Origin of the sequence: Microbacterium sp. 1154, assembly GCF_031455375.1 — a bacterium.
Classification (GTDB): domain Bacteria; phylum Actinomycetota; class Actinomycetes; order Actinomycetales; family Microbacteriaceae; genus Microbacterium.
Window position 1 is genome coordinate 743,325 of sequence record NZ_JAVDSN010000001.1, and the last position, 19,179, is coordinate 762,503.

Below are 19,179 nucleotides of genomic sequence, written 5' to 3' on the forward strand. Positions count from 1 at the left end.
CGATGGATGCCGCGGCCTACGCCGCCGCGATCCAGACGGTCGTATCGGTCGGCAGGCGCTCGCCGTCGAGGGGGCCGCTCGCGATGAGCACCTCGCCCGCGGGGAGGTCCGCCGGCTCGTCGCCGAGGTTCGCGATCACGAGCAGCGAGCCGTTGCGGAACGCCACGGCGTCGTCGCCGTACTCGTCGAGCCACTCCAGGTGACCCGCGCCGAGATTGCGGTCACGACGTTCGGCGAGGAGCGACCGGTACAGCGTCAGCGTCGAGGCCGGGTCGTCGACCTGCACGTCGCGCGCGAGCTCGGCCCACTCGGCCGGCTGGGGCAGCCACGACTCGCCCGTGGTGTTGAAGCCGTAGGCGGGGGCGTCGGCGGCCCAGGGGATGGGCACGCGGCAGCCGTCGCGACCGTAACGTTCGCCGTTGGTGCGGAACCACGTGGGGTCCTGACGTGCGTCGTTGGGAAGGTCGATGACTTCGGGAAGACCGAGCTCTTCACCCTGGTAGAGGTACGACGAGCCGGGGAGCGCGAGCATCATCGACGTCGCCGCGCGGGCACGACGCAGACCCTTCACCGGGTCGGGCTGGCCGGGGGACTTCGGGCCGATGCCGGCGCCCTGCGGGTTCTCGGCCGTCAACGCGAGTCGCGAGGCGTGGCGCACGACGTCGTGATTCGACAGGACCCAGGTGCTCGGAGCACCGACGGCGGAGTACTCCTTCAGCGACTCCGAGATGACGTCGCGGAGGGCGGCGGCATCCCACTTGGTCTCGAGGTAGTGGAAGTTGAACGCCTGGTGCATCTCGTCGGGGCGCACCCACAGGGCGGTCTGCTCGACGGTCGGCAGCCACGCCTCGGCGCACAATGCGCGGTCGCCGTCGTACGCGGCGAGCACCTCGTGCCACTCGCGCCACACATCGTGCACGCCGGGCTGACCCCAGTAGGGCACTTCTTCGGCGTCGCCGCCCATCGAGCCGCCCTCGGGGTCGGGCGTGAAGTCGGGCAGGCCCTCGGCCTTGATGAGGCCGTGCGCGACGTCGACGCGGAAGCCGTCGACTCCGCGATCGAGCCAGAAGCGCAGGATGTCGCGGAACTCCGCACGCACCTCTTCATTGGTCCAGTCGAAGTCGGGCTGGCTCTCGTCGAAGATGTGCAGGTACCACTGGCCGGGGGTGCCGTCTGCCTCGGTGATGCGCTTCCACATGCCGCCGCCGAAGACGCTCTCCCAATTGTTGGGCGGCAGCTCCCCGTTCTCACCCTTGCCGTCGCGGAAGATGTACCGCGCTCGCTCGGGGCTGCCGGGAGCCGCTTTCAGCGCCTCCTGGAACCACACGTGCTGATCGCTGGAGTGATTGGGGACGAGGTCGACGATGACCCGGATGCCGCGCTCGTGCGCGCCCGCGAGCATTGCGTCGAAGTCGGCGAGGGTGCCGAAGATCGGGTCGACGTCGCGGTAGTCGGCGACGTCGTAGCCCGCGTCCTTCTGCGGCGAGGTCTGGAAGGGGCTGAGCCAGATGGCATCCACCCCCAGGTCTTTCAAATCGTCGAGGTGAGCGGTGACGCCGGGCAGATCGCCGAGGCCGTCGCCCGATGCGTCGGCGAAGGAGCGGGGGTAGATCTGGTAGATGACGGCGGTGCGCCACCATTCGGAGCCGGGAGCGGCGACGAGATCGGCGCGCGCGTCTTCCTGCGTGAAAGTCATGGCGACCACGTTAGTGCAAGCGCTTGCAGGGTGGTCAAGCGGGCGACGGGTGAAGTGTGTGCGCTGCGGGGCGGGTCTCCCCGGGCCCGCGGGCGGCGCTACCCGTTGAGTGTCCAAAACACCCGGACGAAATCGAAAAACCTCCGGGTGTTTTGGACACTCAACGCGTGGGGGGGGAGAGAGAGTGAGAGGGCTCCGGCGTCCCGCCGCGCGGGTGCCGCGATTAGGCTGGATCGGTGCCCGACGCCTCCGCCCTCGCCCGCGCTGAATCGCTCATCACGAGCATCCCTGACTACCCGAAGCCTGGGATCGTGTTCCGCGACATCACGCCGCTGCTCGCCGATGCCGCGGCGCTGCGGGTCGTGGTCGACGCGCTGATCGAGCCGTTCGCCGGACGCTTCGACGCCGTCGCCGGGGTCGAGGCCCGCGGCTTCCTGCTCGCGGGGGCGGCGGCCATCGCCGCCGACGTGGGGCTCATGCCGATCCGCAAGGCCGGCAAGCTGCCCCGGCCCGCGGCGAGCGTCTCGTACGACCTCGAGTACGGCTCGGCGCGGATCGAGATGCACGACGACGCCGCAGCCGGTGCCCGTGTGCTGCTGCTCGACGACGTTCTCGCTACCGGCGGAACCCTCGGTGCGGGCCGCGAACTGCTCGAGGCCGTGGGCAGCGATGTCGTCGGCATCGCGACGCTGCTCGAGATCGACGGCCTGGGTGGCCGCGAGGCGCTCGGCGGCGACCTGCACTCGGTCTTCCACGTCTGACGCGCGTCGACCACCCCATGCCTCGCTCCGGGTGATCCGGGTGCGATAACCGCGAGGCGGCGGGAGAGCGGATGCCGGGATCTTCCGGAGTCCGGCATCCGCTCTCCCGCCGCGACGACGTTCTACGTGTGGTCGCTCGACGCTCGCAGCGCCGGCAGCGGCCGGTCGGTGTCGGCGACCTGCGTCAGTTTCGCCGTGAAATGCGAAAGGGGCGGTGCGGTCATGACTTTCATGAGCACGCCTCGCACAGCGAGCCCGAGTCGCGAGTGCGGGTACGCGAGCTTCAGCATCCCGCGGGGGAACCCTTGGATCTCGTCGACCAGCGGCCGCATCCACGCGTCGAACGAGGAGAGCGCGTCGTCGAGCCGGTCGCGGTCGGGGCGGCCCTCGATCTCCGACAGGAAAGCTGCGAGGACGTACCCGCCGGTCAGCGCGAGAGAGGCGCCGCCCCCGCCCATCGGCGTCACGCACCAGGCCGCGTCGCCCATGACGCACACGCGTCCGCGGTGCCATCCCGGCATCCGGATCTGCGTGAGTTCGTCGATGTACACGTCGTCGGAGGCGTCGAAGCCGTCGAGCACGCGCTGCGCCTGCCACCCGGCGTCGGCGTAGCGCTCGCGCAGCACGCGCAGGGCGTCGTCGCGATCGCGTCCGACCAGCTCGTCCTGACCCGCGTACGACAGGATCGCGCGGATGGTGCCGTAGGGGTCGGGGCGCAGGTGCACCTGTCGCCCGCCGACCGCGTTGTACCAGCGCCACCGGTCGTCGTCGCCGTCGGTTCGGGGGATCGTTCCGAACGCCATCGTGATGCCGAGGGGGTCGGCATCCACCTCCGATTCCGCGAAGAGCAGGTCGCGCGTGGCTGAGCGCACGCCCTCGGCCACGATGAGGAGGTCGGCCTCGAGGCGCTCGCCGTCGGTCGTCACGGCGACGATCCGGTCGGCCCGCGACTCGTCGACCTCGGTCACGGTCGCGCCGTAGACGAAACGCACGCCCTTCGGGAGGGACTCGAGAACGGCGCGCGCGAAGTCGCCGCGCAGCACCTCGAGCTCGGCTGTGGCCCCGTCGGGGCCGTCGGAGGGGAGTTCGGCGATGACCTCGTCGTCGGCGTCGACGATGACGGTGCCGGTCTCGGTGGTGTTCTTCGCGCGGATCGCGTCGGTCAGACCCATGCGGTCGAGGACCTCGCGCGCGACTCCGCGGACGTCGACGTTCTGGCCGCCGTCGCGGAAGGCCGAGGCCCTCTCGATGACGGTGACCTCCCACCCGATCGTGCGCAGCCACCAGGCGGCGGACAGGCCGGCGATGCTGGCGCCGGTGATGAGGGCGTGCGGTGCGGTCATGGGGTCTCCTCCGAAGTCGGTGCGTATAGCTTTACGGCAAAGTCACTTGACTGTAAAGTCATTGCATGACCGCGGTGAACTCCCTCTCGATGTCCTGGTCCGACGACGAGGTCGGGGTGATGCACGGCCTTCGCGACTGGACGATGGCCTCCGACGAGCTCAACCGGCACCTGTCGACCTGGATGGGTCTTCCCGTCTCGGATGCCGAAGCCCTCGGCCAGATCGTCTGGGCCGCGCAATCCGGCAGCCCGGTGTCGCCCGCCCTGCTGGCCCGGCAGATCGGCATGACCTCGGGAGCGGTGTCGGTGCTCATCGATCGGCTCGAGCGCGCCGGGTACGTCACCCGACACCGCGAGGGCGATGACCGGCGCCGCGTCGTCGTGCGCCCCACCGACGCCGCCCTCGACGGGACGGAGCGCTTCCTCGGGTTCGCGGGCGCCGAGATCGCCGCCGCCGTCCGCGAGACACCGGATGCCGAGCTGCGCGTGATCCGCGCCTTCCTCGGGCGCATGACGCAGGCGGCGTCGGCCGCGAACGTCCGACTTCGTGACGCACCCGCGTCGATCAAAACCGAGGCGTGACCGCCAGCCCGGGAAGCCGGGGCCGCGGAACGGCGACCGCGCGTCGACTCACGCGGGCGTGCGCACCGCCGCGAACGTGTTGCGGCGCCGCAGCGCGAAGCCCAGGCGCTCGTACGCGGCGATCGCGCCGACGTTCGTCGCCGCAGCGTGCAGCAGCGCTCGGTCGCCGCGCTGCTGGATGTGGAAGGCCACGTCGAGCACGAGTCGTGAGGCGAGACCCTGACGGCGGTGGTCGGCATCCACCGCCACCGCGCTGATCTCGGTCCACCCGGTGGGGTGCAGGCGCTCGCCGGCCATCGCCACGAGACGCCCCTCACGGCGGATGCCGATGTACCGGCCGAGCTCGTAGGTACGGGGACGGAAGGGGCCGGGCTGATTGCGCGCGACGATGTCGATCATCTCGGCCGCGTCATCGGCGCTCAGCTCGATGGCCTCGTCGTCGGGGCGGGTCTGCAGGGCATCGGTCTCGACGAGCTGTACACCCTCGCCGCCGCCGACCCACTGCCAGTCCGCGGGTACCTCGCCCTCGAAACCCGACAGGCCCACGTCGGCGCCGGGGCCGACGAGCTCGCGCAGCGCGTCCCACACGTTCGGGTCGTCCCACGTGCGCACGGCCACGAAGGGGGCGACGTCTTCGGGGTAGCGCTTGACTAGGTCGCCGCCGATCGCGAAGCGCGCGTGCGGACCGGCGAGCGAGTGCCAGGCGGCGTTGTCGAGCACGGTGGCGTCGGCGTGCGGAACGGGAAGCGGGAGGGCGGTGGTGGTGGTGGTCATGGCATCCGTTCTGGGCGAGGTGCGGCGAGGCGCACGTAAGACAACAGCGGCGGGAGTCCTGCATTCCGCGGGGGTCAGCGCACCCCGGCCGTGGTGCGGGCCGCGAGGGCGGCGGCGACCGCCCCGGCGACTCGGTCGGTCTGGCGCAGCGACAGCGAATCGGAGCGCGGGCGGGTGAAAGCGCCGGCCTCCATCGACGAGGTGAAGGGCCCGATCGCGAACATCGCCGGGCGCGGCTGCCCGTCGCTCGCGATCACGCGACCGTCGGCGTCGACGTCGATGCGCCCGAGCGAGCCGGTGAACGTCTCGTCGGAGACCCGCACCTCGCGCCCGTGGCGACGGGCGAGCTCGCGCAGCACGGGGTTCTCGCTCGACGACGCGGTCGCGGCGGGAAGCCACGCGTCGATGAGCCCTCGCGCGCTCACCTCGGCGTCGGTCCGCGGTGACGAGGCGACGAAACCCTGTTCGGTATCGACCCGCACTACGACGTCGGGCCCGAGGAAGCGGACGATCCCCGCATCGGCCAGCGCGAGGAACTCGTGCAGACGGTGCGCGGGCGGACCCGAGGCGACGTAGCTGAAGAACGCGTGCCAGGTCACGGGCAGGTCGACGGCCCGGGAGCGTGCGCTCCACCGCTCGGTCGGGATGTCCGCCAGTGCCAGGAACGAGGACAGGATCGTGAGGAACAGCGCCTGAGCGGTGCTGCGCTCCTGGTTCGTGCGCAGGTGCAGATCGTCGACAATGTGCCGGCTGACCCGCTCGTGCACCTCGACGGCGTCGGCGAACGTCTCGTCTCCCAGCGGGACGTCGAGCGTGCGCACGTCGAAGCGGTCGAGGGGGTCGGGCACCACCGCGGCGGCGGCTCCGCGGAGGGCCGAGGTGTCGGCATCCACCTCTCGAAGGGTTTCGCGGAAGGCTTCCCACGTCGTGGTCACGCGGTCGGGGTGGCCCGTGAAGAGCTCGCGGTAGTGGCCCCACACGAGTTCGCGGGCGATGAGCGGCCACACGTCGTCGAGGAAGTCGATCGTGCCGGGGCGCGCGAGCAGCGCGGCGACCGCCGCGGGGGTCAGCACCTCGCGTACGGGCGGGTCTCCCTGCAGCTGCGACGACACTTTCGAGCGGTAGGGCACACCGCGGCGGGATCCGAGGTGCAGTCGCGGCTCACGGCCGGACGGTTCGTAGCGCAGACCCCAGCCCGCGTCGGTGACGAAGCGACCGCCGCGACCGGCGGTGAGCAGCACCACGGTATCGACGGCCGCCAGGCCCATACCCCGGACGATCACGTCGTCGCCGGGCGCGAAGACGCTCAAATCGGCGTCGGCCGTGAACGCCGGTGGAACGTAGGTCAGCCCGGCGCCCGCGGCGGCCTCGCCCAACGAGATCGCCTCGCCCTGGGGCTCGCGGGCGTTGTGCCCCATCGCGTACACGAGAACGTCGGCGGGCAGACGGATGCCGTCGGCGAGGGCGATCTCGTACCCGTCGGCCGTGTCGTCGACCCACTGCACGGTGCCCTCGTGCCACCGCACCTCGACGCCCGGCGGCGCGATCGCCACCGTGCGGCGCCAGAACCAGTCGAGGTACGCGCTCTGCAGGCGTCGCGACGGGAAGGAGTCTGGACGCAGGCCCCGCAGCTCGGCATCCAGCTCGACATCGTCGATCGCGACGTCGGGGAGCGTGCCCGCGCGCACCCGCTCGGCCCACTCGATCAGTGAGGGCCCGGAACGGATGGGCCCCGCGATCGTGCAGGACTCGTCGGTGAAGACGGTTACGTCGCGCGCCATCGAATTCAGCTTGAGCAGCGGCGACTGCTCGCGTCGCCAGATGCGCCCCGCCCCCGGCGGGAACGGGTCGACGAGGGTGATGCGCAGCGGAACCGGGGAGCGCCGAGCGAGCAGACGCTCGACGAGCATGACCGCGCGCGGCCCCGCCCCGACGATCACGAGCTCGGTCATCGCACCCCGGCGCTCACCGCGACCGGCGGCAGACCCAGCAGGTCGTGCAGCGTCGCCCCCTCGTCGTAGGAGCGGCGGTACGACCCGCGCTCCTGCAGCAGCGGCACGACCTTCTCGGTGAACTCGTCGAGGCCGTGCGGGGTGACGTGCCCGACGACGGTGAACCCGTCGGTCGCGCGCTCCTGCACATAGCGGTCGATCTCGGATGCCACGTGCTCCGGCGTCCCGACGAAGGTGTGCTTCGCGGTCAGGCGGATGACGAGCTCGCGGATGCTCAGTTTCTCGGCGGTCGCCTGCTCGCGCAGCTGTCCCACGCGAGCACGGATCGCGGCGTGACGCCCGGCGAACCCCTGCGCGGTCTCGACCCCCGTGTCGGGCTCGAGGTCGGGCAGCGGTCCGTCGGCGTCGTACCCGCTGAGGTCGCGGTTCCAGATCTGCTCGAGATAGGTGATCGCGGTCTGCGGACGTACCTGAGCCAGCGCGATCTCGCGCGAGCGCTCGCGGGCCTCGTCGGCGGTGTCGCCGAGGACGAAGGTGGCGGCGGGGAGGATCTTCAGCGAGTCCTCGTCGCGGCCGTGCGCGGCGAGGCGCCCCTTCACGTCGCGGTAGAACTGCTGCGCGTCGGCGAACTCGGTGTGCAGCGAGAAGATCACGTCGGCGTGGGTCGAGGCGAAGTCACGGCCGTCGGGGGAGTCCCCGGCCTGCACGATGACGGGCCGTCCCTGGGGGGAGCGGGGGACGTCGAACACCGCGTCGACGTCGAACAGGCGTGATTCGTGCCGCACCCGCGCGATGGCGTCGTCGCGCAGGAACGCGCCCGTCTCGGCATCGGCAACGACCGCGTCGTCGCGCCACGACGACCACAGCGCCTTCGACAGCGCCGCGAACTCCGACGCCCGGACGTACCGGTCGGCGTGGTCGAGGTAGCCGCCGCGGCGGAAGTTCGCCCCGTGGAACGCGTCCGAGCTCGTCACGGCGTTCCACCCTGCCCGGCCGTTCGACAGCAGGTCGAGGGTGCCGAGCTGGCGCGCGAGCTCGAACGGCTCGTTGAACGTCGTGTTGAGCGTGCCGACGAGCCCGATGTGCTCGGTGACGGCGGCCAGCGCGGTGAGGATGGCGAGGGTGTTCGGACGCCCGGAGACGTCGAGGTCGTGCAGCTGCCCGCGGTGCTCGCGCAGCCGCAGGCCCTCGGCGAGGAACAGGTAGTCGAAGAAGCCGCGCTCGGCCGTGCGGGCGAAGTGCTCGAACGACGAGAAGTCGATCTGGCTGCCCGCCCTGGGGTCGGTCCACACGGTGGTGTTGTTGACGCCCGGGAAGTGCGCGGCGAGATGGACCTGACGGCGGGTCATGCGCCGACCTCCTGACGGGCGTAGCTGCTGGCGAGGCGGGGGAGTCCGAGACGCTCGCGCAGCGTGGGGGAGCCGTCGTCGGGGAGCAGGATGCCGGCGGCCGCCGCCCGCGGTACGACCCGGTCGGCGATGGCGTCGAGGTCGGCGGGCAGACGGGCGGGGCGCAGACGGATGCCGTCGACTCCCGCATCGGCGAGCGCGCGGATCTCGTCCACCACGTCGTCCGCGGTGCCGACCACGATCCGGGCGTCGGTGGTGAGCGGAGCGCGGTCCTGCAGACGGCTCCACACGGCCTCGGCCCCGGCGCGCGTCTCGTCGACGAGCACGAGCAGGTCGGCGAAGACGCGCAGGTCGTCGCCCCCGTCGAGTTCGCCCAGGATGCCGCCGACGGCACTCGCATCGGAGGGAGTGATGAAGACGAGGTCGGCGTGCTCCGCGGCGAAGCGATAGGGGATCGTCTGGTGTGCGAGTGCCGTGATGAGCGGCTGACCCTGGGGAGACCGCGGCACGATCGACGCCCCGGTGATCGAGAAGAACTCGCCCTCGAACGCGACGTTGTGCACGCGTTCGCGGTCGAGGAACTTCCCCGACTCGAGGTCGCGCACGATCGCGTCGTCCTCCCACGAGTCGGCCAGACGCCGGATGACGTCGGCGACCTCGCCCGCCTCGCGGAAGGCGGCGAGCAGCGCGGGGTCGTCTTCGACGCGACCGGATGCCGGCAACCCGGTCGGTCCGTCGGCGCGGCGACCGAAGTTCTTCCGCTCCTGCGCGGTCGAACCCGCGACGAGCCGGACGCCCGCGCGCCCGCGGCTGACGTGATCGAGGGTCTGCAGGCCGGTGGCGAGGTGGAAGGGCTCGGGATGGGTCGTCGTCGCGGTCGGGACGAGACCGATCCGCCGCGTGGCCGGGGCCAGGAACGACGCCAGCAGCACCGCGTCGAGGCGCCCGCGGACGCGGTCGCGGCGGGTCTCGGCATCCGGTTCGAACGATCGTCCGCCCAGGCTGAGCGCGTCTTCGATCGTCGCGAGCACGAGACCCGCGGCGTCGGCCGCACGGGCGAGGTCGCGCCAGTAGCGGGCGGAGGTCAGCTCGGTGGGCCGTGCCCCGGGCTCGCGCCAGGCGGCCGGGTGCCAGCCGGCTCCGTCCAGGGCGACGGCCAGGTGGATGCGGTCGGGCATCGGGGCTCCTTCGATCAGGCGACGTGCTGACGACTGTCGCCCGGGAGCGAGGCGGGTCTCAATGCGTGACGTAACGCAACGTCTTGCGGCGTCACGAACCGACGAAAGGGGCGGAATCTAGCGCGCGCGCTCGGCGGTCGCTCGACTGTGACGCCCAGCGACGCACGGTGTCGGACGGTGACGTCTCGCGACGGTCGGTGTCGCTCGAGATGAGAGCGCCGCCTCGCGCGCCTACGTTCGGCGTCATTCCCGTTCCCGTCGAGAGAGGTCTCCCCATGAGCGCACCCTCCGCCATCGCCCCGTTCACGGGGGTGTCCGCCCTTCTCGACGACCTGCGCCGCGAGGCGCCCGAGGTCGAGGTGCGGGAATCGTCGTCCGAGACGGCCGTGTTCGCGTTCGACGCGGGGACCGCCCCGCGACGCGGCGGTCCGGCGCTCGACGGGCCGACGGTGGCCTTCCCCGCGACCGTGGGTGAAGTGCAGCAGCTGGTGCGTCTCGCCGCCCGTCACGACGTCAGCGTCGTGCCGCGTGGGGCGGGTACGGGCCTCTCCGGCGGCGCATCGGCCCGGGCCGACCAGCTCGTCATCTCGACCGAACGCCTCGACCGCATCGTGGAGGTCTCGCCCGCCGACGAGGTCGCGGTCGTCGAACCGGGCGTTCTCAATGCCGCGCTCAACGAGCACCTCGCCCCCTTCGGCCTGTTCTACGCCCCCGACCCCGCCAGCTGGCGCATCTCGACGATCGGCGGCAACATCGCCACCAACGCCGGGGGGCTGCGCTGCGCCAAGTACGGCGTCACGCGCGAATCGGTCCTCGCTCTCGACGTCGTGCTCGCCGACGGCAGCCTGGTGTCGGTGGGCCACCGCTCGATCAAGGGCGTGACGGGTCTCGACCTGGTCTCGCTGTTCGTCGGTTCGGAGGGTGTCCTCGGCATCGTGGTGCGCGCGACGGTGCGCATCCGTCCGCTTCCGGTCGCGCGCCGCACGGTGACCGCGTTCTTCGCGTCGACGGCCGAGGGTGCCGCGGGAATCGGGGCGATCACGGCGTCGCGCGTGCGTCCGAGCGTCATCGAATTCCTCGACGAACCCACGCTCGACGGGATCGACGCCGCCAACGCCTCAGGCCTGCGCGCTCGCGGCGCGGCCCTGCTGCTCATCGAGCTCGACGGCTTCGGCCTCGACGAGCAGACCGCCGAGCTGACGACCGCGCTGGAGGCCATCGGCGCCCGCGTCGAGATCGAGAGCGAGGCGGATGCCGAGACGCTGTGGGAACTGCGCCGCTCGGGCCGACGCCTCGGCGACGGCTCGTGGTTCGTCGGCGGCGACGTCGCCGTGCCGAAGTCACGGATCGCGGAGGTGTTCGCCGGATTCCCCGCCATCGAGGCCCGCTACGGCGTCGCGGTGAGCGCGGTCTCGCACGCCGGCGACGGCAATCTCCACCCCGTCATCACCCTGCCCATCCCCGCCGGCGCCGACCCGTCTGTGGCGCCCGCGGTGCTGCACGACGCGGCCGACGCCCTCGTGCGCGCCGCGCTCGCCGTCGGCGGCACGGTCAGCGGCGAGCACGGCATCGGCACGGTCAAGCGCGACCTCGCCGCCGAAGAGCTCGCCGAGCGCGTGCGCGTCGCGCAGCTCGCGATCAAGGACGCGCTCGACCCGGCCGGACTGTTCAACCCCGGAAAAGCCCTCTAACCCGTTCCGCTCTGCACAAGGACCCCCATGACCATTCGCCTCCGACGCCTGCTCGGCGTCGCCTCCGCCCTCACCGTCGGCGCCGTCCTGCTCAGCGGGTGCGGCGCCGGTAGCTCTGCCGCTCCGGCGGAGGGCTCCACGCCGAAGCCCGGCGGTGACCTCGTCTTCCTCATCGATTCGCTCGGCGCGACCTGGATTCCCAACAACAGCGCGATCTCGAGCTACCAGGGTCAGATCTGGGGCAACCTCACCGACAAGCTCGTCTACGTCGACGCCGAGGGGAACCTCAGCCCGTGGATCGCCGAGAGCTGGGACGAGAACGCCGACAAGACCGAGTTCACCCTGCACCTGAAGGAGGGCGTCACCTTCTCGGACGGCACGCCTCTGGATGCCGCCGCGGTCGTGGCGAACATCGACATCTGGGCGAAGGGGCGACCCGACGACGGCATCAACCGCATCGGTCTGTTCCCCTCGGCCAACTACGCGGGCGCCGAAGCGGTGGATGCCACGACGGTGAAGGTGTCGTTCTCCGCTCCCACCCTGAGCTTTATCCCGACGCTGGCGTACCACGGCTCGATCCTCATCTCGCCGGCCACCCTCGCCCTGCCCGCCGCTCAGCAGGCCGACCTGACGAAGGACATCGGCAGCGGCCCGTTCGTCGTCGAGAAGGTCGCCGAGGGCGACAGTGTCGTGCTGAAGAAGCGCGACGACTACGACTGGGGTCCCGAGGCCCTCGGCCACGAGGGCGCGGCGTACCTCGACACCATCACGTACAAGCAGGTCGCCGAGCCCACGCTCCGGACCGCTTCGGTGGAGTCGGGCCAGGCGCAGGTGGCGTACAACGCCAGTCCGCAGGACCTCGAGGCCCTGAAGCAGGAGGGCCTGACCGTCGAGACGCCCCGCTACCTCGGCTTCGTCAACGGCTACGCGCTGAACACCTCGGTCGCCCCCTTCGACGACGTCAAGGTGCGCCAGGCCGTCCAGTACGGCATCGACCGCGACGAGATCCTCTCGACCGTGTACACCCCCGACTGGTTCGCGGCCGAGTCGCTCTTCCAGAGCACGGTGCCCGAGGCCACCGACCACACCGCCGATTTCGCCTACGACCCCGACAAGGCCGCGGCGCTTCTCGACGAGGCGGGCTGGGCGAAGGGTGCCGACGGCGTCCGCACGAAGAACGGCCAGAAGCTGTCGTTCACGCTCTACCCCAACCCGTACCTGCAGGCCTCCCAGTCGGTCGACGAGCTCGTCGACCAGCAGCTGACCGGCCTCGGTTTCGAGGTGAACCTCGAGACCTACGACGTGCCGACCTACGGCCAGAAGGTCATCGGCAACGCCACGGTGCCGGCGACCGAGATTACGCGCAGCTTCGTCGACGTCGGCACCGTCGCGGGCGTGCTCACCTCGCAGAAGAAGGGCGACGAGGACTGGTTCAAGCTCGGCACCTCGGATGCCACGCTCAACGACCTGTCGACGCGCATCGCCACGGCCACCGACCGCGACGCCCGCGCGAAGGTCGCCGACGAGCTACAGGGCTACGTGCTCGACCAGGGCTACTTCGTGCCGCTGACGCAGATCGTCCAGCGCGTGTACGTGCAGGCCCCCGAAGTCAGCGGCGTGACCTACAACGGCCTCGCCTACGCGTACTACCTGGATGCCTGGCTCAACAGCTGACACCGGACGGGAGACGGATGCCGCGGCATCCGTCTCCCGTGATCCGTTCCACCGAGACGAAAGGAGGAGAGCATGCTCCGCACCTACGGCCGCTTCGCGCTGCGCCGCACGGGCCAGGCGATCGTCGTCGTCCTGCTGGCGTACCTGTTCACGTTCTTCGTGATCAGCATCCTGCCGGGCGACCCCGTCACGAGCACCCTGCGCAACCCCGACAACGGCTTCACCGAGGACGACATCGCCCGGATCGTGGCGTACTACGGCCTCGACCAGCCCTGGTGGGTGCAGCTCGGATCGTCGCTCGGGCGCTTCGTGGTCGGCGACCTCGGTGTCTCGCTGCGATCGAACCTGCCCGTCAGCACCCTCGTGCTCGACGCCCTCGGATCGACGCTGAGCCTCGCGGCGGCCGCTCTGCTGGTCGCCGTCGCGCTCGCCGTCGCGATCGCGTACGGCACGCAGTTCCTGCCCGCGCGCTTCGGCCAGGGCGTGCTGCGCTCGCTGCCGTCGCTGTTCCTCTCGGTCCCGAACTTCGTGATCGGCCTGCTGCTGATCCACGTGTTCGCGTTCGGTCTCGGATTGTTCAGCATGATCGACACCGAGACGCCCTGGGGCACGTTCTTCGCGGCGGTGGCACTCGGCATCCCGGTCTCGGCACAGCTCGCCGAGGTGCTCATCGCCTCGCTCGATCACGAGTCGCGGCAGGAGTACGTCGCGGTCGCCCGCTCGCGGGGCCTCCGCCAGGGGGCGTTGTTCCTGCGCCACCTCGTGAAGCCCTCGGCGCTGCCGACGGTCACCGTTCTCGCGCTCATCGTCGGGGAGCTCCTCGGCGGCGCGCTCATCACCGAGGCAATCTTCGTCCGCGTCGGCATCGGCACCCTGGTCGAGTCATCGGTGGCCAGTCAGGACCTCCCCGTCCTGCAGGCCGTGGTGTCGCTCGCCGCCATCGTCTTCGTCGTCGTCAACCTGCTCGCCGACCTCGCCTATCCGCTGCTCGACCCCCGCGTGTCCATCGGGTCGCGCGGGCGCGCGGTCACGGCGGCCCCGCGCGAAGACCCCGCACCGCTGCTGCGCGAGGAGGTGAGCGTCGTATGACCGCCGTCGTCGCGGCACCGCCGCGCTCCGTCCTCGCCCGGGCCCGCGGCATCCGTCTCGCCGTTCCGCTCGGCGTGATCGTGTCGTTCCTCGTCGTGGCCGTGGTGCTGGCGTTCTCGCTCGCGCCGACCTTGTTCACGTCGCAGAACCCCGCGCAGGGCGTACCCGCCGACAAGCTGCAACCGCCCAGCGCCGCGCACCTGCTCGGCACCGATCACCTGGGCCGCGACCTGTTCGCGCGCATCGTCTTCGGTGCGCAGTCGTCGGTGACGAGCGCCCTCGTCGCCGTGGTGATCGGCGTGGTGGTGGGCGGGCTCATCGGCCTACTCGCGGGGTTCCTGGGGTCGTGGACCGACACCGTGCTTGCGCGCCTTGTCGACGTGCTGCTGGCGATCCCGGCGTTCCTGCTCGCCGTCGTCATCGTCAGCTCGCTCGGTTTCCAGACCATCAACGCGGCGATCGCCACCGGCGTCTCGGCCGTGGCGGTCTTCGCCCGGGTCATGCGCTCCGAGGTGCTGCGCGTGCGCTCGTCGGTGTTCGTCGAGGCGGCGCGGTTGCAGGGCGGCTCGAGCCTGCACGTGCTGTTCCGGCACGTGCTGCCGAATGCCTCGCGCTCGCTCGTGCCCCTCGCGGTGCTGCAGTTCGGGCTGTCGATCCTCGTCATCGCGGGGCTCGCCTTCCTCGGCTACGGCGATCCGCCCCCGGCATCCGACTGGGGTCTGCTCATCTCGGCCGGCAAGGACTACCCGCGCGCGCCGTGGCTCGTCGTGTGGCCGGCGCTGGTCACGGTCGCGACCGTGCTGTCGATCAACCGCATCAGCCGCTGGCTCCGGAGGACGTCATGACCCTCACTCTCCCCCCGCGTGAACAGACACCCGCCGAGGCGGCACCCCTCCTGAGCGTGCAGGATCTCTCTGTAGCCTACGGACGCACCACCGTGGTGCACGACGTGTCGTTCTCGATCGCGCGCGGCGGCAGTCTCGCCCTCATCGGGGAGTCGGGCTCGGGCAAGTCGACGATCGCGCGTTCCGTGCTGCGCCTGCTGCCGCGGGGTGCCGGCCGGGCGAACGGACGTGTGGAGTTCGCCGGCGACGACCTGCTCGGGCTGAGCGAGGCGCGGTTCCGGCCGTTCCGCGGCCGGCGCCTCGGCTTCGTCCCCCAGGATCCGTCGAACGCGCTGAACCCGGTGCGCACCATCGGCTCGCAGGCGCACGAGGCCGCCGCGTTGTCGGGAATCACGGATGCCGGCGCCCAGCGCGACGCGATCCTCGACGTCTTCGCCCGCGTGGGCCTGCCCGACCCGCGCCGGGTCTACGGCTCGTACCCGCACCAGCTCTCGGGCGGCATGCTGCAGCGCGTGCTCATCGGGCTCGCGGTGCTGCCGCGGCCCGAGCTGCTCGTCGCCGACGAGCCGACGAGCGCCCTCGACGTCACGATCCAGAAGCGCATCCTCGACCTGCTCGGCGACCTGCGCGACGAGCTCGGTATCGGTCTGCTGCTCATCACGCACGACCTGGCGATCGCGGCCGAGCGCACCGACGAGATCGTCGTGCTGAAGGACGGGCGCGTGCAAGAGGCCGGCGCCACGCGCGAGGTCTTCGCGGCGCCGACGTCGCCCTACACGGTGCAGCTGCAGGCCGACGCGCCCGCGCTGAACCCCGACCGCTACCGCCGCCCCGACGAGCGCGGTGTCGACGCGTGGACGACGGACACCACCTCCACCCGCATCGACGTGCGCGATGTGTCGAAGAGCTTCGTGGTCGACGGCACCGCGCGTCCGGCGGTCTCGGGGGTGTCGTTCCGCGTGCCGCCGGGCACGACCCACGCGCTCGTGGGCGAGTCGGGTTCGGGAAAGACCACGACGGTGCGGCTGCTGCTCGGACTCGAGAGCCCCGACGCGGGCGACATCGTCGTCGACGGCGAGACCGTGACCGGCCGGTCCGAGGCGGAGCTGCGCGGCATCCGCCGCCACCTGCAGCTCGTGTATCAGAACCCCTTCACCTCGCTCGATCCCACGTGGACGGTCGGACGCATCGTCCGCGAACCGCTCGACCAGTACCGGGTCGGCACGCGCGCCGAGCGTTCGGCGAAGGTCGCCGAGGCCCTGGATGCCGTGGGCCTGTCGCCGCAGCTCGCCCGCCGTCGCCCCGACGCGCTGTCGGGCGGCCAGCGTCAGCGCGTCGCCATCGCGCGAGCCCTCGTGCTCGAGCCCGACGTGATCGTGCTCGACGAGCCGACCTCCGCCCTCGACGTGACCGTGCAGGCCGGCGTGTTCGAGGTCCTGCTGCGTCTCCAGCGCGAACGCGGACTCACCTATCTCTTCGTCTCGCACGACCTCGCCCTCGTCCGTCAGATCGCCGACACCGTCTCGGTGCTGAAGAACGGCCGCGTCATCGAGGCCGGCCGCGTCGCCGACGTGCTCTCACGCCCGCGCGAGGAGTACACGCGTGCCCTCGTCGACGCCATCCCCACCCCCGACCTCCGGAGTCCCTCATGACCCTCCTCTCCCCGCCGCGATCGCGCCCCACCCTCATCGAGGCGTTCACCGCCCCGAAGGGCTTCGGCGACCAGACCCTGCGGGACCGCCGGCCCGACGCGATCGAGTTGCTCGGCGGCATCCCGGATCCCTCCGTCCTGCCCACCGCGGAGCTCGCCGAGGCGACCGCGCGCGTGCTCGCCCGGCCGGGGGCGCCGTCGCTGCAGTACTCGCGCACCGAGGGCATCCCGGCGCTGCGCGAGTGGATCGCCGCGCGCGAGGGCGTCGCCGTCGAGCGCGTGCTCATCACCAACGGCGGGTTCCACGGCCTCGCGATCGCGGTGCAGACGGTGATCGAGCGCGGAGACCTCGTGGCCGTCGACAACCCCGTGTTCCCGCTGTTCCTGCGCGGGCTCGAGCTCGCCGATGCCCGCGTGCTGCCCATCCGCGTCGGGGCCGAGGGGCTCGACATCGACGCCCTCGCCGCCGAGCTGCGCGCCGGCGCCCGCCCGTCCGCGGTGTACACGGTGCCCGAGTTCCACAACCCCTCGCAGTCGTCGCTGCCGACCGCCCGGCGTCGCGAGCTCGTGGAACTGGCCGAGAAGTACGGCTTCGTCGTGTTCGCCGACGACCCGTATCGCGAACTGCGCTTCCACGGCGAGCCCGAGTCGCTCACACCGTTCCACGACTCCGACCACGTGATACACGTCAACACCTTCACGAAGACGCTGGGCCCGGGCCTGCGGCTCGGCTGGGTCGTTCTTCCGGAGCGTCTGATCCCGGATGCCGTCGCCCTCCGCAGCCGCCAGGACTCGCACTCGTCGACCTTCGTGCAGGCGGTCGTAGCCGAGCTGCTGACCGGCGACGCGGGCGTCTTCGATCGCGTTCTCGGCGGTGCTCGAGCCCTGTATCGGACGCGGGCGCACGCGCTGGCAGACGCGCTCTCGGCATCCGGCTTCTTCGACGTCACCGTCCCGGACGGAGGCCTGTTCCTCTGGCCGCGCCTGACCGACGACACCGTGGATGCCGACCGGCTCGCCGCCGACGCGAGCGCCGAGGGGGTCGAGTACCAGCGTGGATCGTTCTTCCCCTCCGGGCCCGGCACCGGTGCCGACCGGCACCTGCGGCTGGCCTACGGCGACACGTCGGAGGAGCTGCTGGTGGAGGCGGCGGCGCGGCTGGCGCGGGCCGTGGCGCGGCAGCGCTGACGCGCTACGTCGCTCTCCTGCTGACGTTGAGTGTCCAAAACACCCGGACGTCTCGAGAATTCGTCCGCGTGTTTTGGACACTCAACCTGGTCGGGGCGCGAGGGGGTCCCGAGGCGCGGGTTCTCAGCGCGAGATGACGAGCTTTGCGTCGGGCACGGGAGCGTCGGGAGCGACGTCGAAGACGTAAGCGACCCCGTCGCTCATGAAGTTCGCGGCGCTGACGGTGCTGTCCCGGACGTGGACGGACCGGTCGGGCCGATCGGCCAAGGCGGTGGCGACGTCGTCGGCGCTGTCGACGGTGGTGATCCAGTTGTCGAGCTGGAACAGCAGCTGCCGGGGTCGCGCGGGTTCGGGGGCCGGTCCGTTGCCCGTCCAGACCGGGGCACCGCCGGCCTTGGTATAGGTCTCGGCGGCTTCGACGATCGCGCGGGTGTCGTCGGGGAGGTTCCAGACCTCGTCCCGGTCGACCTGAACGGCCTGCTCGGGGGTCAGCCCGTCGTCGCCCCGCTGCCACTCGCCGACCCACAGGCGGGGGAGGATGCGAGTCTTTCCCGTGGCCACGTCGTCGGGCACCCCCGCCCCGGAAGAGAGCTCCGTCACCGGGACGAGCAGGCACCGGTTGGCTACGTCGTCCGGATCCCAGAACTCGCACACGTCGTCGCTCTCGCATTTGAAGACGAGGAGGACGTGCCCGGCGGGGATGCGCCGGAGCCACGGCCCGGCGGACAGCTGCAGAAGCGGGGTCAACGCGGTATCGCACTGCCCGCAGACGGGCCACGCGGCCGGGTCGAGGCCGGCGGGAAGACCGCCGAACCAGGTCGACCCCGCCACGGGGTGCTCCGGCTGGCGAACGGTCCACTGCGGTACCCAGATCTCCATTGCTCGACGATAACGCGGGCGGTGCCGCGGGCGTCAGGGTGGTCGCTCAGGCGGAGCGGACGCGAGTCTCCCTGAGTCGAGGTCGATATGCTCGCCGCATGGCGGATGACGTGCGAAACATCGAGCAGGCTCTTTCCTCGATCAGCGCGCACTGGCAGCCCCACCGGCTGACGAGCATCAACGACTACGACGTGAAGGTCGTCAAGCTGCAGGGCGAGTTCGTCTGGCACACGCACCCCGACACCGACGAACTGTTCCTGGTGGTCAGTGGCGAGCTGACCGTCCAGCTGCGCGACCGCGACGTCGTCCTGGGGCCGAACGACGTCTTCGTCGTGCCCCGCGGTGTGGAGCACTGCCCCAGGGCCACCGAAGAGGTACACGCCCTTCTGTTCGAGCCCCAGGGCACCGTCAACACGGGCGATGCGGGCGGCGAGATGACCGCCGAGCTGCGGGAGTTCGCCTGACGTCGCCGCTTTCCCACGGCGTCGAGTGTCCAAGGAATCCGGACGTCTCGGAAAATGGTCCGGG

At 71.3% G+C, this 19,179-nt stretch carries 16 protein-coding genes; 9 read left to right on the plus strand and 7 right to left on the minus strand.

The genetic code is table 11. The features are described from left to right. Positions 1–16: 16 nt before the first annotated feature. Positions 17–1,696 (minus strand): glycoside hydrolase family 13 protein, encoded by a 1,680-nt coding sequence (locus J2X55_RS03395; RefSeq protein WP_309821852.1) that lies wholly within the window; start codon positions 1,694–1,696, stop codon positions 17–19. A gap of 236 nt (positions 1,697–1,932) precedes the next feature. On the opposite strand from J2X55_RS03395, the gene J2X55_RS03400 reads away from it, so the two are divergent. Beyond that, complete coding sequence (locus J2X55_RS03400; protein ID WP_309821853.1) at positions 1,933–2,457, plus strand: adenine phosphoribosyltransferase; 525 nt, start codon at positions 1,933–1,935, stop codon at positions 2,455–2,457. A gap of 122 nt (positions 2,458–2,579) precedes the next feature. Here the strand turns inward: J2X55_RS03400 and J2X55_RS03405 are convergent, their stop codons facing one another. Further along, the gene (locus J2X55_RS03405) at positions 2,580–3,800 is read right to left on the minus strand and encodes an FAD-dependent monooxygenase (protein WP_309821854.1); all 1,221 of its coding nucleotides are present in this window, start codon (positions 3,798–3,800) and stop codon (positions 2,580–2,582) included. A 65-nt stretch (positions 3,801–3,865) separates the two neighbouring features. On the opposite strand from J2X55_RS03405, the gene J2X55_RS03410 reads away from it, so the two are divergent. Beyond that, positions 3,866–4,381, plus strand: coding sequence for a MarR family transcriptional regulator (locus J2X55_RS03410; protein WP_309821855.1), 516 nt, complete (start codon positions 3,866–3,868; stop codon positions 4,379–4,381). A 48-nt stretch (positions 4,382–4,429) separates the two neighbouring features. Here J2X55_RS03410 and J2X55_RS03415 read toward each other — a convergent pair whose 3' ends face one another. The 4 genes from J2X55_RS03415 to J2X55_RS03430 form a co-directional block, all read right to left on the minus strand. Further along, a complete protein-coding gene (locus J2X55_RS03415; RefSeq protein ID WP_309821856.1) occupies positions 4,430–5,155 on the minus strand; it encodes a GNAT family N-acetyltransferase in 726 nt (241 codons plus the stop codon). A gap of 74 nt (positions 5,156–5,229) precedes the next feature. Continuing rightward, positions 5,230–7,107 carry an FAD/NAD(P)-binding protein gene (locus J2X55_RS03420; RefSeq protein ID WP_309821857.1) on the minus strand — a complete coding sequence of 626 codons (1,878 nt, stop codon included), beginning with the start codon at positions 7,105–7,107 and terminating at the stop codon, positions 5,230–5,232. Beyond that, positions 7,104–8,456 (minus strand): NtaA/DmoA family FMN-dependent monooxygenase, encoded by a 1,353-nt coding sequence (locus tag J2X55_RS03425; protein ID WP_309821859.1) that lies wholly within the window; start codon positions 8,454–8,456, stop codon positions 7,104–7,106. Before J2X55_RS03425 ends, J2X55_RS03420 begins: the two co-directional genes overlap by 4 nt. Further along, the gene (locus J2X55_RS03430; protein ID WP_309821860.1) at positions 8,453–9,634 is read right to left on the minus strand and encodes an LLM class flavin-dependent oxidoreductase; all 1,182 of its coding nucleotides are present in this window, start codon (positions 9,632–9,634) and stop codon (positions 8,453–8,455) included. The genes J2X55_RS03425 and J2X55_RS03430 overlap by 4 nt, the downstream gene beginning before the upstream one ends. Before the next feature lie 275 nt (positions 9,635–9,909). Between J2X55_RS03430 and J2X55_RS03435 the strand changes: the two genes are divergently transcribed. From J2X55_RS03435 to J2X55_RS03460, 6 genes are all read left to right on the plus strand, one after another. Then, positions 9,910–11,325 (plus strand): FAD-linked oxidase C-terminal domain-containing protein, encoded by a 1,416-nt coding sequence (locus tag J2X55_RS03435; RefSeq protein WP_309821862.1) that lies wholly within the window; start codon positions 9,910–9,912, stop codon positions 11,323–11,325. 27 nt (positions 11,326–11,352) lie between these two features. Continuing rightward, the gene (locus J2X55_RS03440) at positions 11,353–12,999 is read left to right on the plus strand and encodes an ABC transporter substrate-binding protein (RefSeq protein ID WP_309821864.1); all 1,647 of its coding nucleotides are present in this window, start codon (positions 11,353–11,355) and stop codon (positions 12,997–12,999) included. A gap of 72 nt (positions 13,000–13,071) precedes the next feature. Next, positions 13,072–14,088 (plus strand): ABC transporter permease, encoded by a 1,017-nt coding sequence (locus J2X55_RS03445; protein WP_309821866.1) that lies wholly within the window; start codon positions 13,072–13,074, stop codon positions 14,086–14,088. Then, positions 14,085–14,933 carry an ABC transporter permease gene (locus J2X55_RS03450; protein ID WP_115916165.1) on the plus strand — a complete coding sequence of 283 codons (849 nt, stop codon included), beginning with the start codon at positions 14,085–14,087 and terminating at the stop codon, positions 14,931–14,933. The genes J2X55_RS03445 and J2X55_RS03450 overlap by 4 nt, the downstream gene beginning before the upstream one ends. Beyond that, the gene (locus tag J2X55_RS03455; protein ID WP_309821867.1) at positions 14,930–16,585 is read left to right on the plus strand and encodes an ABC transporter ATP-binding protein; all 1,656 of its coding nucleotides are present in this window, start codon (positions 14,930–14,932) and stop codon (positions 16,583–16,585) included. The genes J2X55_RS03450 and J2X55_RS03455 overlap by 4 nt, the downstream gene beginning before the upstream one ends. Beyond that, entirely contained in the window at positions 16,582–17,772 is a 1,191-nt protein-coding gene (locus tag J2X55_RS03460; RefSeq protein WP_309821868.1) for a PLP-dependent aminotransferase family protein, read from the plus strand. Before J2X55_RS03455 ends, J2X55_RS03460 begins: the two co-directional genes overlap by 4 nt. Positions 17,773–17,895: 123 nt before the next feature. On the opposite strand, the gene J2X55_RS03465 is transcribed toward J2X55_RS03460, so the two are convergent. Then, positions 17,896–18,651: a hypothetical protein gene (locus J2X55_RS03465; RefSeq protein WP_309821869.1), complete on the minus strand. Its 756-nt coding sequence runs from the start codon at positions 18,649–18,651 to the stop codon at positions 17,896–17,898. A 98-nt stretch (positions 18,652–18,749) separates the two neighbouring features. On the opposite strand from J2X55_RS03465, the gene J2X55_RS03470 reads away from it, so the two are divergent. Next, positions 18,750–19,115 carry a cupin domain-containing protein gene (locus J2X55_RS03470; RefSeq protein WP_309821870.1) on the plus strand — a complete coding sequence of 122 codons (366 nt, stop codon included), beginning with the start codon at positions 18,750–18,752 and terminating at the stop codon, positions 19,113–19,115. Positions 19,116–19,179: the final 64 nt, after the last annotated feature.